Origin of the sequence: Sphingomonas qomolangmaensis (assembly GCF_024496245.1) — a bacterium.
Lineage (GTDB): Bacteria > Pseudomonadota > Alphaproteobacteria > Sphingomonadales > Sphingomonadaceae > Sphingomonas > Sphingomonas qomolangmaensis.
In genome coordinates, this window is sequence record NZ_CP101740.1 from 714,596 (window position 1) to 727,971 (window position 13,376).

At 64.3% G+C, this 13,376-nt stretch carries 11 protein-coding genes; all 11 read left to right on the forward strand.

Features of this window, described 5'->3' with window-relative positions:
- Position 1 precedes the first annotated feature (1 nt).
- The 11 genes from nuoG (at position 2) to NMP03_RS03510 (ending at position 13,372) form a co-directional block, all read left to right on the forward strand.
- Positions 2–2,008 carry an NADH-quinone oxidoreductase subunit NuoG gene (gene nuoG, locus NMP03_RS03460; protein ID WP_256507145.1) on the forward strand — a complete coding sequence of 669 codons (2,007 nt, stop codon included), beginning with the start codon at positions 2–4 and terminating at the stop codon, positions 2,006–2,008.
- Between the two features lie 262 nt (positions 2,009–2,270).
- Entirely contained in the window at positions 2,271–3,323 is a 1,053-nt protein-coding gene (gene nuoH, locus NMP03_RS03465) for an NADH-quinone oxidoreductase subunit NuoH (protein WP_256507146.1), read from the forward strand.
- On the forward strand, positions 3,320–3,805 hold the full coding sequence (gene nuoI / locus NMP03_RS03470) for an NADH-quinone oxidoreductase subunit NuoI (RefSeq protein ID WP_131601507.1): 486 nt from the start codon (positions 3,320–3,322) through the stop codon (positions 3,803–3,805). Before nuoH ends, nuoI begins: the two co-directional genes overlap by 4 nt.
- A 144-nt stretch (positions 3,806–3,949) precedes the next feature.
- Positions 3,950–4,561 carry an NADH-quinone oxidoreductase subunit J gene (locus tag NMP03_RS03475; RefSeq protein WP_256507147.1) on the forward strand — a complete coding sequence of 204 codons (612 nt, stop codon included), beginning with the start codon at positions 3,950–3,952 and terminating at the stop codon, positions 4,559–4,561.
- Complete coding sequence (nuoK, locus tag NMP03_RS03480; protein WP_256507148.1) at positions 4,558–4,863, forward strand: NADH-quinone oxidoreductase subunit NuoK; 306 nt, start codon at positions 4,558–4,560, stop codon at positions 4,861–4,863. The genes NMP03_RS03475 and nuoK overlap by 4 nt, the downstream gene beginning before the upstream one ends.
- A 127-nt stretch (positions 4,864–4,990) precedes the next feature.
- Positions 4,991–7,051, forward strand: a complete 2,061-nt coding sequence (gene nuoL, locus NMP03_RS03485; RefSeq protein ID WP_256507992.1) for an NADH-quinone oxidoreductase subunit L — start codon at positions 4,991–4,993, stop codon at positions 7,049–7,051.
- Positions 7,051–8,631 (forward strand): NADH-quinone oxidoreductase subunit M, encoded by a 1,581-nt coding sequence (locus NMP03_RS03490; RefSeq protein ID WP_256507149.1) that lies wholly within the window; start codon positions 7,051–7,053, stop codon positions 8,629–8,631. The genes nuoL and NMP03_RS03490 overlap by 1 nt, the downstream gene beginning before the upstream one ends.
- Positions 8,631–10,076 (forward strand): NADH-quinone oxidoreductase subunit NuoN, encoded by a 1,446-nt coding sequence (gene nuoN / locus NMP03_RS03495; RefSeq protein ID WP_256507150.1) that lies wholly within the window; start codon positions 8,631–8,633, stop codon positions 10,074–10,076. The genes NMP03_RS03490 and nuoN overlap by 1 nt, the downstream gene beginning before the upstream one ends.
- A gap of 47 nt (positions 10,077–10,123) precedes the next feature.
- Positions 10,124–10,783, forward strand: a complete 660-nt coding sequence (locus NMP03_RS03500) for a biotin--[acetyl-CoA-carboxylase] ligase (protein WP_406698169.1) — start codon at positions 10,124–10,126, stop codon at positions 10,781–10,783.
- Between the two features lie 21 nt (positions 10,784–10,804).
- A complete protein-coding gene (locus tag NMP03_RS03505; RefSeq protein ID WP_256507151.1) occupies positions 10,805–11,599 on the forward strand; it encodes a type III pantothenate kinase in 795 nt (264 codons plus the stop codon).
- Positions 11,600–11,731: 132 nt separating this feature from the next.
- Positions 11,732–13,372, forward strand: coding sequence for a ribonuclease J (locus NMP03_RS03510; RefSeq protein WP_256507152.1), 1,641 nt, complete (start codon positions 11,732–11,734; stop codon positions 13,370–13,372).
- Positions 13,373–13,376 lie beyond the last annotated feature (4 nt).

Genomic DNA, 13,376 nt, shown 5'->3' on the forward strand with positions numbered 1-13,376 from the left:
AATGCCAAAGCTTAAAGTCGATGGAATCGAAGTCGAGGTGCCGCAGGGCGCGACGGTGCTGCAGGCCTGCGAGGCCGCGGGCAAGGAAATCCCGCGCTTTTGCTATCACGAGCGGCTGAGCATCGCGGGCAATTGCCGGATGTGCCTGGTCGAGGTGAAGCCCGGGCCGCCCAAGCCGCAGGCGAGCTGCGCGCTGCCCGCGTCCGACAACCAGGAAATCCGCACCGACAGCGCGATGGTGAAGGCCGCGCGCGAGGGCGTGATGGAATTCCTGCTGATCAATCATCCGCTCGACTGCCCGATCTGCGACCAGGGCGGCGAATGCGACCTGCAGGACCAGACAATGGCCTATGGGCGCGGCCATTCGCGCTACACCGAGCATAAGCGCGCGGTGACCGAAAAATATATGGGTCCGATCATCAAGACGGTGATGACCCGGTGCATCCAGTGTACGCGCTGCATCCGTTTCGCCGAGGAAGTCGCGGGGGTCGAGGAGATCGGTGCGCTGTATCGCGGCGAGAATATGCAGATCACCAGTTATCTCGAAAAGGCGGTGACCAGCGAATTGAGCGGCAATGTCGTCGATCTGTGCCCGGTGGGCGCGCTGACGTCGAAGCCCTATCAGTTCGAGGCGCGGCCCTGGGAGCTCAAGAAGACGCTGGCGATCGACGTGATGGACGCGGTCGGCACCAACATCCGGCTCGACAGCCGCGGGCGCCAGGTGCTGCGCGCGCTGCCGCGGATCAACGAGGACGTCAACGAAGAGTGGGCGCACGACAAGACCCGCCACGCGGTGGACGGTCTGGTGCGCCGCCGGCTCGACAAGCCTTATGTCCGGCGCGACGGCAAGCTGGTTGCGGTATCGTGGGACGAAGCCTTCGCCGCGATCGCGCACGTTGCGGCGGATGCTGGACCGAGCGTCGCGGCGATCGCGGGCGACCTGGTCGATTGCGAGACGATGTTTGCCGCCAAGAAGCTGGTAGAGGGCTTTGGTTCGTCGCTACTCGAAGGGCGGCAGACGGGCATGGCGTATGACGTGACCTCGCTGGGTGCGGTCGCGTTCAACACGACGATTGCGGGCATCGAGGATGCCGACGCGATCCTGCTGGTGGGCAGCGACCTGCGCCACGAAGCGCCGCTGGTGAACACGCGGATCCGCAAGGCGATCAAGCGCGGCGCCAAGGTGTTCGCGATCGGTCCGCAGGTCGACCTGACCTATCGCGCGACGTGGCTTGGTGACGATCTGTCGCTGCTCGGCGATCTGCCCGAGGCGGTGACGCAGGCGTTTAGCGATGCCGTGCGTCCCGCCGTAATCGTCGGACCGGGAGCGCTGAAGGCAGGGCATGGCGGCGCACTGGCCCTTGCTGGTTCGCTCAATCTGGTACGCGAAGGTTGGAACGGCTTCAACGTCGTCCATAATGCCGCGGCGCGGATGGGTGGGCTGATGCTCGGCTATGCGCAGCCGGGCGGGATTGCCGATATCGTCGCCGCGGCGCCCAAGCTGGTGTTCTTCCTGGGGGCCGACGAGGTCGATTTCGGGGGCTTCGCTAACAGCTTCAAGGTGTATGTCGGCCATCATGGCGACCGGGGCGCGGCGCATGCCGACGTGATCCTGCCGGGCGCGAGCTATGCCGAGAAGCCGGGTACCTATGTGAACCTCGAAGGGCGGGTCCAGCGCGGCGACCGTGCGGTCTTCCCGCCGGGCGACGCGCGCGAGGATTGGTCGATCTTCCGCGCGCTGTCCGACGTGCTGGGGCGGCGGTTGCCCTTCGACAGCTTCGAAGCGTTGCGCGCCGCGATGGCGAGCGACGTGCCTGCGTTGGCGCAAGAGGGGTTGGTCCGGTACGACTGGAACCCGCCCGCGCTCGCTGCGTCGGCGCGAGGAAGCGTGACCTACCCGATCGCCGATTTCTACCTGACCAACGCGATCTGCCGCGCCAGCCCGACGATGCAGCGCTGCTCGGCCGAACTGGTGCACGGTCGGGATTTCGCTGAGGCGGCGGAATGACTGTTCTGACGCCTCACCGGGTTCGGCGTCTAGATGATGGACGGTTAGAGCACTACTTCCCTGATCCCGACGCAAACGGGATGTATGAGCTTGGGGATCCGTCGCGACGACCAGAAAGCCATCACAAGAAGAATGCTATTTTTGTAAGCTCCGTTGAGATGGCATTGCATTTGGTCCGCGAGCATAATTTCTCGTTGCGAATGCGCGGCGACGTTACCGGTCAGCGAAATCTTATTTCAGCAAAAGAGATTGAGTGCCTCCGATGACCAGTTTCTTCCAGTCGCTCGGCCTTGGCTATGAGGGCGCGTGGTTTACCGCGACGATCGTCGGCATCCTGGTGATCGCATTGCCGCTGATGCTGGCGGTGGCGATGATCATCTATGCCGATCGCAAGATCTGGGCGGCGATGGCGCTGCGCAAGGGGCCGAACGTCGTGGGGCCCTTCGGGCTGCTCCAGTCGTTCGCCGACGGGTTGAAGGTATTCCTGCAGGAAACGATCATCCCGACCAGCGCGAACAAGGCGCTGTTCCTGCTCGCGCCGATCATCACCTTTACCGTCGCGTTGATCGTATGGGCGGTGGTACCGTTCCAGGCCGGCGTGGTGCTGGCTGACATCAATGTCGGGCTGCTCTACATCCTCGCGGCGTCGTCGCTTGGGGTGTATGGCGTCATCATCTCGGGCTGGGCGTCGAACTCGAAATATCCGTTCTACTCGGCGCTTCGGGCGGCCGCGCAGATGGTGAGCTACGAAGTCGCGATCGGTTTCGTGCTGATATCGGTGGTGCTGTGGGCGGGGACGTTCAACCTGTCGGGCATCGTCGAGGCGCAGCGCGGCACGATCTTGGGCTTCATCAACGGTTTCGGCTTCAACCCGCTACTCTTCCCGATGGCGGTGGTGTTCCTGATCTCGTCGCTGGCCGAGACCGCGCGCGCGCCGTTCGACCTTACCGAGGCCGAGAGCGAGCTGGTCGCGGGGTTCCAGACTGAATATTCGTCGATGGCGTTCGCGCTGTTCTGGCTGGGTGAATACGCCAACGTCATTCTGATGTGCACGCTGAACGCGATCCTGTTCTGGGGTGGCTATCTGCCGCCGTTCGACTGGGCGCCGCTGTACCTGGTGCCGGGGATCATCTGGCTGTTCGCCAAGATCTTGTTCTTCTTCTTCGTCTTCTCGTGGATCAAGGCGACGGTGCCGCGCTATCGCTACGACCAGCTGATGCGGCTGGGTTGGAAGGTTTTCCTGCCGCTCAGCCTGTTTTTCGTTTTCCTCGTGTCGGGCTTCCTGATGCTGACGCGCGTTGGAGTTTCGGCATGAGTTTCGCCCAGGTCGTCCGATCGTTCACGCTGTGGGAATTTCTGAAGGCGCACGCGCTGACGCTGCGCTATTTCTTCAAGCCCAAGGCGACGATCAACTACCCGTACGAGAAGAACCCGATCAGCCCGCGCTTTCGGGGTGAACACGCACTGCGTCGCTATCCCAATGGCGAGGAACGCTGCATCGCGTGCAAGCTGTGCGAGGCGGTCTGCCCGGCGCTGGCAATCACGATCGAGGCCGAGCCGCGCGACGACGGCAGCCGCCGCACGACGCGCTACGATATCGACATGACCAAGTGCATCTATTGCGGCCTGTGCGCCGAGGCATGCCCGGTCGATGCGATCGTCGAGGGGCCGAATTTCGAATTCTCGACCGAGACGCGCGAAGAGCTGATCTATCACAAGGACAAGCTGCTCGCGAACGGCGACCGCTGGGAACGCGCGATCGCCGCAAACCTTGCCGCCGACGCGCCGTACCGTTAAGCGACCGGCCAAAGGGGTCAGCATGATTCACGCTATTGTCGTCATCCCAGCGCAAGCTGGGATCTCGTGCCGCAACGGCACGCTTCGTTTCTGCGATGCTCCTGCTTTCGCAGGAGCGACGGCGGCGCTGATGGAGTCGCTTCGTTGATCCAGGCAATCGCCTTTTATCTCTTCGCGAGCATCGTCGTGCTGTCGGCGGCGCTGGTGATCACCGCGCGCAACCCGGTGCATTCGGTGCTGTGGCTGATCCTGGCGTTTTTCAACGCCGCGGGGCTGATGGTGCTGGTCGGCGCCGAGTTCATCGCGATGCTGCTGGTGGTGGTATATGTCGGCGCGGTCGCCGTGCTGTTCCTGTTCGTCGTAATGATGCTCGACATCGACTTCGCCGAGCTCCGCGCCGGGTTCGTGCGCTATCTGCCGATCGGCATCGCGCTGGCGGTGGCGCTGGCGGCCGAGATCATGATCGGCGTTGGTGCGTGGAGCGTCGGCGGGATCGAGCTGTCGACGCGGATCGCGCCGATCGATGCCGCGGTGCCCAATATCGAGGCGATCGGCCGGCTGCTCTACACGCGCTATCTGTTCGTGTTCGAAGGGGCAGGGCTGGTGCTGCTGGTGGCGATGATCGGCGCGATCGTGCTGACGCATCGCGAACGCGGCGGCGTGCGCGCGCAGAACATCTCGGCGCAGGTCAACCGCCGCGCCAAGGATGCGGTGCGCAAGGTCAACCAGCCGGTCGGCACGGGGGTGGAATTGTGATCGGCCTCAACCATTATCTCGTCGTCGGGGCGATCCTGTTCGCGCTGGGCGTGATGGGGATTTTCCTCAATCGCAAGAACCTGATCATCATCCTGATGGCGATCGAGCTGATCCTGCTCGCGGTGAACCTGAACCTGGTCGCCTTCTCGGCGTATCTGGGCGATCTGGTGGGGCAGGTGTTCGCGATGTTCGTGCTGACCGTCGCTGCGGGCGAGGCGGCGATCGGGCTGGCGATTCTGGTGATCTATTTCCGTGGGCGCGGTTCGATCGCGGTCGACGATGCCAATCGGATGAAGGGGTGAGCCGGGTGTCGCTATTGAACGTCACCCCAGCGAAAGCTGGGGTCTCTTCCGTCTTGAGTGCGCGTTTGCCGCACGAGACCCCAGCCTTCGCTGGGGTGACGGTAATGTGTGAGATGCCGGCGTGAGCATGATCTCGATCATCGTCTTCCTGCCGTTGCTCGCCGCGATCGTCGCGGGCCTTGGCAATCGCGCGATCGGCAGCGTGCCCGCCAAGCTCGTCACCACCGGCGCGCTGTTCATTTCGTGTGCGCTGTCTTGGCCGATCTTCCTGTCGTTCGTCGCCGGCAGCGCCGAGGCGACCGTTACCCCGGTGTTGCTGTGGATGCAGTCGGGCGAGATGAGCATCGACTGGTCGCTGCGCGTCGATACGCTCACCGCGATCATGTTGGTGGTCATCACCACCGTCTCGGCGCTCGTCCATCTGTATAGCTGGGGCTATATGGAAGAGGATCCCGATCAGCCGCGCTTCTTCGCGTATCTGAGCCTGTTCACCTTCGCGATGCTGATGCTCGTGACCGCCGACAACCTGGTCCAGATGTTCTTCGGTTGGGAAGGCGTTGGCCTCGCAAGCTATCTGCTGATCGGCTTCTGGTACAAGAAGCCATCGGCGCAGGCCGCCGCGATCAAGGCGTTCGTGGTCAATCGCGTCGGCGATCTGGGCTTCATGCTGGGTATCTTCGGCACCTATCTGGTGTTCGGCACGATCTCGATCCCCGAGATCCTCGCTGCAGCGCCCGAGATGGCGGGGTCGACGATCGGCTTCCTTGGCTATCGCCTCGATACGATGACGATCCTGTGCCTGCTGCTGTTCATCGGCGCGATGGGCAAGTCGGCGCAGCTCGGCCTCCACACCTGGTTGCCCGACGCGATGGAGGGGCCGACCCCGGTGTCGGCGCTGATCCATGCCGCGACGATGGTCACCGCGGGCGTCTTCATGGTCTGCCGCCTGTCGCCGATGTTCGAAACCTCGCCGCTGGCGCTGGCGGTGGTGACCGGCGTCGGGGCCGCGACCTGCATCTTCGCCGCGACGATCGGCACGGTGCAGACCGACATCAAGCGCGTGATCGCCTATTCGACCTGCTCGCAGCTGGGCTATATGTTCTTCGCCGCGGGCGTCGGTGCCTATGGCGCGGCGATGTTCCACCTGTTCACCCACGCCTTCTTCAAGGCGCTGCTGTTCCTGGGCGCTGGTTCGGTCATCCATGCGATGCACCATGAGCAGGACATGCGCTTCTATGGCGGCCTGCGGAAATCGATCCCGGTGACCTTCTGGACGATGCTCGCGGGAACGCTCGCGATCACCGGCGTCGGCATCTACGGCATCGGCGGCTTTGCCGGCTTCCATTCGAAGGACGCGATCCTCGAAGCGGCATGGGCTTCGGGTGCCGAAGGGCAGGGCGCGTTTTGGGTCGGGACGCTGGCGGCACTGCTCACCAGCTTCTATTCGTGGCGCCTGATGTTCCTCACCTTCTGGGGCAAGCCGCGCTGGGCCGCGTCGGAGCATATCCAGCACGCGCTGCATGACTCGCATGGCCATCACGAAGAGCCTGCGCACGAGGATGCCGGCCATGCCCCCGACGCGCATGCGCCGGGCGCGCACGAGGTGAAGACCGGCACCGGCGGCTATCACCCGCACGAAAGCGGCATCGCGATGCTGGTCCCGTTGCTGGTGCTGACGGTCGGCGCGGTGGCGGCTGGCTTTGGCTTCCACCATTATTTCCTCGAGCCGGAGGCGGGTGCGACCTTCTGGAAGGGATCGATCTTCTTCGATTCGACTCTGGCGCACGAGATGCACGAAGTGCCGTTGTTCGTGAAACTGGCGGCGACGATCGTGATGGTCGTCGGTCTGGTGGTCGCGTGGCTGGCGTATATCCGCTCGCCCGAATTCCCGGCGAAGTTCGCCGAGACCTTCCGCGTGCTCTACGGCTTCCTGCTCAACAAATGGTATTTCGACGAGCTGTACGACCTGTTGTTCGTACGCCCGGCCTTCGCCATCGGCCGCTTTTTCTGGAAGGCGGGTGACGAAGGCACGATCGATCGGTTCGGCCCCAACGGGTCGGCGGCGGTGGTGTCGCTTTCCAGCCGGCTCGCGGGCCGCATTCAATCGGGATATGTCTATTCCTATGCATTCGTCATGCTGATCGGGCTTACCGCCGCGGTCACCTGGGCCATTGCGGGGCAAGGCTGATGGAAGGCTTCCCCATTCTTTCGGTAATGCTCGCCGTCCCCGTGCTCGCGGCGATCGCGTGCCTGTTCGTCGATGCCAAGACCGCGCGGCTGACCGCGTTGATCGCGACGCTCATCGACTTCGTCCTGGGCTGCGTGCTCTGGGCTAACTTCGACATCGGCGGTGCGGCGGCGCAGTGGCAGTTCGTCGAATATGCCCCGCTGTTCGGTCGCTTCGCTTGGGCGCTGGGGATCGACGGCTTCGCGCTGATGCTGATCATGCTGAGCGTGTTCCTGATGCCGATCTGCATCGGCGCCAGCTGGACCGCGGTCACGAACCGCGTGCCCGAATATATGGCGGCGTTCCTGCTGGTCGAAGTGCTGATGATCGGCACCTTCGCGGCGCAGGACCTGTTCCTGTTCTACATCTTCTTCGAAGGTGGCCTGATCCCGATGTATCTGATCATCGGCATCTGGGGCGGTGCGAACCGGATCTACGCGAGCTACAAATTCTTCCTATACACGCTGCTCGGCTCGGTGCTGATGTTCATCGCGATGCTCTATATGAGCGTCAATGCCGGCACGTCGTACATCCCGGCGCTGATGGAATATGACTTCCCGGCAGGCGTGCAGACCTGGTTGTGGCTTGCCTTTTTCGCGTCGTTCGCGGTGAAGATGCCGATGTGGCCGGTGCATACCTGGCTGCCCGACGCGCACGTCCAGGCGCCCACCGCAGGGTCGGTGATCCTGGCGGGCGTGCTGCTGAAGCTTGGCGGCTATGGCTTCCTGCGCTTCAGCCTGCCGATGTTCCCCGAAGCATCGGGGCAGCTGACTTGGCTGGTCTTCGGGCTGTCGGCGGTTGCCGTGATCTACACCTCGCTGGTGGCGCTGGTGCAGTCCGACATGAAGAAGCTGATCGCCTATTCCTCGGTTGCGCATATGGCGATCGTCACGATCGGGCTTTTCGCGTTCAACCAGCAGGGGATCGAGGGCGCGATGATCGTCATGCTGTCGCATGGCCTGGTGTCGGCGGCGCTGTTCCTGTGCGTCGGCGTGATCTACGACCGACTGCACACCCGTGAGATCGGTCGCTATGGCGGGCTGGCGAACAACATGCCGCGCTATGCGATCTTCTTCCTGCTGTTCACCATGGCGTCGATCGGCCTGCCCGGTACCTCGGGCTTCGTCGGCGAGTTTCTCAGCCTGGCGGGTACCTATCAGGTGTCGACGACGATCGCTTTGCTCTGCACCACCGGCATCATCCTGGGTGCGGCGTATATGCTGTATCTGTACCGCCGCGTGGTGTGGGGCGAGCTGACCAAGGACGATGTCCGCGCAATGCCCGATTTGTCGGGGCGCGAGATCGCGTTGCTAGCGCCGATCGCAGCGGTGGTGCTGTGGATGGGCGTCTATCCCGAGCCGTTCCTCGCGCCGATGCGCGCCGATGTGACGACGTTGCTGGCGCGCCTCGACCGCGCTGCGCCGCCGAGCGATTCGCGTCCGACCCCCGGTACCCCCGAAGCCCGCGCGGCAATTGCCGAGCGAGAGGCCGAGGCGGGCGCCTATGCGCATTCGGCCGGTGCCGAAGGCGGAGAGCATTGATGTCCTACGCTAGCCAATTGCTGCTGATCCTTCCCGAACTGGTGCTGACGATCGGCGCGCTCGTGCTGATGCTCGTCGCCGCATGGGGCGGGCAGGCATCGACCCGCGCGGTGAGCTGGGCGTCGGTCGCGGTGCTGCTTGGCGCCGGCATTTCGCTGCTCGGCCCGCCATCGAGCGGCGGCGAGGCGTTCGACGGCTTGTACCGCGCCGATGCGTTCGGCACCTTTGCCAAGGTGCTGATCTATATCGCATCGGCAGCGGCGATCGTGATCGCGCCGCGCTTCTTCCAGCAGACCTCGGGCGACGACCTGCGCCCCGAATATCCGGTGCTGATCCTGCTGAGCGCGGTCGGCATGGGGATGATGGTTTCGGCGGGCGACCTGCTGAGCCTGTATGTCGGGCTCGAGCTCCAGAGCCTTGCCGCCTATGTGCTCGCCAGCTTCATGCGGCGCGACCAGCGTTCGGCCGAGGCGGGCCTCAAATATTTCATCCTCGGCGCGCTCGCGAGCGGCATCCTACTCTATGGCATCAGCCTGGTGTACGGCTTCAGCGGCACAACGATCTATGCCGACATTGCGGCGGCCTATGCCGCGGGTACGTCGACCGGACTGTTGTTCGGGCTGGTGTTCGTGTTCGCCGGCCTCGCGTTCAAGATCGCCGCGGTGCCGTTCCATATGTGGACCCCCGATGTGTACGAGGGGGCGCCGACCCCGGTGACGATCAGCTTCGCCACCGCACAGAAGGTCGCCGCGGTTGCACTCGCGGTGCGCGTCGCGACCGAGGCGATGGGACCGGCCTTGCTCGAATGGCGCCAGATCGTGATCTTCGCCTCGCTCGCGTCGATCATCTTCGGTGCGGTCGCGGCGATCGGCCAGACCAACATCAAGCGGCTGCTCGCCTATTCGTCGATCAACAATGTGGGCTTCGCGTTGATCGGGCTGGCCGCAGGCACCGAACAGGGCGTGGCGAGCGTGCTGGTCTATATGACCATCTATGTCGCGATGACGCTCGGCAGCTTCGTGATCGTGCTGCAGATGCGCGACGATGACGGCGTGCCGGTCGAGACGCTGAGCAGCCTGTCGGGTATGTCACAGACGCGGCCTGGGCTCGCGCTGGCGTTGGCGATGTTCATGTTCAGCCTTGCGGGCATCCCGCCGCTTTTCGGCTTCTACGCCAAGTTCGCGGTGTTCGACGCAGCGGTTTCGGCGGGGCTGTTCCCGCTGGCGGTGATCGGCATCGCCGCATCGGTAATCGGCGCCTATTATTATCTGCGCGTCATCAAGACGATGTATTTCGATGCGCCGGCGCCTGCGTTCCCGCGCAGCGGCAGCGTGGTCGAGAACGGCATCATCGCGGTGACCGCGGCGTTCATCTCGCCGCTCGGCTATTTCGCGATCCCGTTGCTGGGGGGCTGGAGCGTCCTGGCGGCACGAGCCCTGTTCTGAACGATATCCGCAGCGTCGCCGAAACCGGCTCGACCAACGCCGATCTGTTGGCGGCGGCCCTCGCGGGTGCGCTCGAGGGAAGCTGGCTACGCGCCGATCGCCAGACCGCCGGGCGGGGACGCCAGGGGCGAGCTTGGGAGTCGCCGACGGGCAATTTATACGCGAGTACGCTGGTGCGGCTTCGTCCGACCGATCCGCCTGCCGCTACTCTGTCGCTGGTCGCGGGGGTGGCGCTTGAAGAAGTCGTGACGAGCTATCTAGGTGCCGACCGCGGTGTCGCGCTGAAATGGCCCAACGATCTGCTCATCGGGCGCGCCAAGCTTGCGGGGATCCTGCTCGAGCGTGCCGAGGATGCGGTCGTGGCCGGGATCGGCGTGAACCTCGCGCACCATCCCGATCTGCCCGAGCGGCCGACGACCAGCCTTGCGGCGCAAGGCGTGGCGGTGGCGCCCACCGATTTCATCGAAACGCTCGCCGAGAGCTTTGCGCGCTGGCTGCGGCGCTGGCGCGGCGAGGGGTTGGCGCCTGTGCGCGATCGCTGGGCGGCGCGCGCGCACCCGGTGGGCACCGCGCTTCGCGTCGGCTTGCCCGGCGGCGAGCCGGTCGATGGCTTGTTCGAGGGACTGACGGGTGACGGCGCGCTGATGCTGCGGTTGGCCGATGGGCGGCTGCATGTCATGCATGCGGGGGATGTGTTTCTTGTCTGACTGCGGGAAGGGGTGAGGCCGATGCTGCTCGCGATCGATGCCGGCAATACCAATATCGTCTTCGCGCTGGTCGATGCCGATCGGGTGATCCGCGCGCGCTGGCGGATCGCCACCGATCCGCGCCGCACGGCTGATGAATATGCGGTATGGCTCAGCCAGTTGCTGGTGCTCGAAGGCTATGAGCGGAGCCAGGTGACCGGGGTGATCGTCGGCACCGTCGTGCCGCGTGCGCTGCATAACCTGCAGGTGCTGGCTTCGAAATATTTCAAGACCGAGGCGGTGATCGCGGGCAAGGGCGATGCGCCCTGGGGGATCGCGCTCGATGTCGACGAACCCGATGCGGTGGGCGCCGATCGCGCGCTCAACGTGATCGCGGCGCATGCGAGTCATGCCGGCGACCTGATCATCATCGATTTCGGCACCGCGACCACCTTCGACGTCGCCGATTATACCGGGGCCTATAAGGGCGGGATCATCGCACCGGGCATCAATCTGTCGCTCGATGCGCTGGTGAGCGCGACCGCGAAGCTACCGCGGATCGCGATCGAGGCGCCCGATAATGCGAGCGTCATCGGCCGGACCACCGTCGACCAGATGCATATCGGCATCTATTGGGGCTATATCGCGATGATCGAGGGGCTGGTCGCGCGGCTGCGCGCCGAGATCGGTCGCCCCGTGAAGGTGATCGCCACCGGCGGCCTGGCGATGCTGTTCGAGAAACAAACCGACGCTTTCGACACGATCGAATCGGACCTGACCATTCAGGGGCTGGCGATTCTGTGGTCGCGTCGCCATATAGCGCAAGGATCGGTATAGCACCGAAACGGCTTCCGCCATCTTCCCCCTCGTGCGTTTGTCAAAGCGCCGCCGGCAACGGCGCTTTGACAAGCTCAGGCATCGGGCGGCGGCGGGAGCCTCCATTCCACTAGAAGCAAGAACAGGAACGAAGTGACTCCAGGAAAAGAACTGCTCTACGTCGCACTTGGCGGCTCGGGCGAAATCGGCATGAACGTCAGCCTCTACGGCGCCGACGGCAAATGGTTGATGGTCGATTGCGGCGTGACCTTCGCCGATCCCGCCTATCCGGGCATCGACATCATCCTGCCCGACCTGCAATTCATCGAGGATCGCGTCGCCGATCTGGCGGGTATCGTCATCACCCACGGGCATGAGGACCATATCGGCGCCTTGCCCTATTTCGCCGCCGACCTTGGCGTGCCGATCTATGCGACGCCGTTCACTGCGGGGTTGATCCGCGGCAAGCTCGAGGAAGAGGGCATCGCCAAGCAGGTGAAGCTCAAGATCATTGAGATCGGCGGCAGCGTGAAGGTGGGGCCGTTCGGCGTCAGCTTCGTCCCGATGGCGCATTCGATCCCCGAGCCGAGCGCGTTGGTGATCGAGACGAAATATGGCCGCGTGTTCCACACCGGCGATTTCAAGCTGGATCCCAATCCGCAGGTCGGCACGCCGGCCAGCCCCGAACAGCTGACCGCGATCGGCGACAAGGGCATCCTTGCGATGATGTGCGATTCGACCAACGTGCTCAACGAAGCCGCCTCGGGTTCGGAAGAAGACGTTCGCGCCGGGCTGCACGCCGAGATCGCGCGTGCCGAGGGGCGCCGCGTGCTCGTCACCAGCTTCGCCTCAAACGCGGCGCGGCTCCAGACGCTCGCAAGCTGCGCGATCGCCAACGGCCGTCAGGTCTGCGTCGCCGGGCGTTCGCTCGACCGCATCCTGAAGGTCGCCAAGGCAACCGGCTATCTCAAGGATTTCCCCGAGACGGTCGATTTCGACACCGCAATGCGGTTGCCGCGCGGCAAGTTGCTGATCATCGGCACCGGCGGGCAGGGTGAGGATCGCGCCGCGCTGGCGCGCATTTCGTCGGGCAGCCACCAGCTGAAGCTCGAATCGGGCGACCGGGTGATCTTCTCGTCGAAGCAGATTCCGGGCAACGAAGTCGCGATCGGCAAGATCATGAACACGTTGGCCGAGCGCGGGATCGAGCTGATCACCGACAAACAGGCGCATGTTCATGTGTCGGGCCATCCGGGGCGTCCCGAGCTCGCCAAGATGTACAAATGGATCCGCCCGCAGATGGTGGTGCCGGTGCACGGCGAAGGCCGCCACCTGACCGAACACGGCAAGTTCGCGACCGCGCAGGGGATCAAGCGTTCGGTGGTGCAGAAGAATGGCGACGTGCTTCGGCTGTCGCCGGGCGAACCCAAGCGGATCGGCTTCGCGACGGTCGGGCGGCTGTTGCTCGACGGCGATGTGATCCTGCCCGCCGATGGTTCGACGATCAACGAACGCCGCCGGTTGGCGACTTATGGCCAGATGTCGGTCGCGGTCGCAATCGGCAAGGGCGGACGGATCATCGGCCAGCCAAAGATCTGTGTACAGGGCGTGCCCGTAGAGGAGGATCGTGATCCGTTCCTTGCCGAAGTCCAGGGTGCGGTGATCAAGGTGCTGTCGACCAACGAGCGCAACGCCGAGAAGCGGACCGAGGCGATCCGCCTGGCCGCGCGCCGCGTCGCGACGCGCTGGACCGGCAAGAAGCCCGTCGTCGACGTGATGTTGATCGAGGGCTGACGCG

What these genes read in the sequence shown, in the direction of transcription:
- nuoG (WP_256507145.1), top strand. Translation starts at nt 2, where the DNA reads ATGCCAAAGCTTAAAGTCGATGGAATCGAAGTCGAGGTGCCGCAGGGC.
- nuoI (WP_131601507.1), top strand. Translation starts at nt 3,320, where the DNA reads ATGAGTTTCGCCCAGGTCGTCCGATCGTTCACGCTGTGGGAATTTCTG.
- NMP03_RS03505 (WP_256507151.1), top strand. Translation starts at nt 10,805, where the DNA reads ATGCTGCTCGCGATCGATGCCGGCAATACCAATATCGTCTTCGCGCTG.
- nuoL (WP_256507992.1), top strand. Translation starts at nt 4,991, where the DNA reads ATGATCTCGATCATCGTCTTCCTGCCGTTGCTCGCCGCGATCGTCGCG.
- NMP03_RS03490 (WP_256507149.1), top strand. Translation starts at nt 7,051, where the DNA reads ATGGAAGGCTTCCCCATTCTTTCGGTAATGCTCGCCGTCCCCGTGCTC.
- nuoH (WP_256507146.1), top strand. Translation starts at nt 2,271, where the DNA reads ATGACCAGTTTCTTCCAGTCGCTCGGCCTTGGCTATGAGGGCGCGTGG.
- nuoN (WP_256507150.1), top strand. Translation starts at nt 8,631, where the DNA reads ATGTCCTACGCTAGCCAATTGCTGCTGATCCTTCCCGAACTGGTGCTG.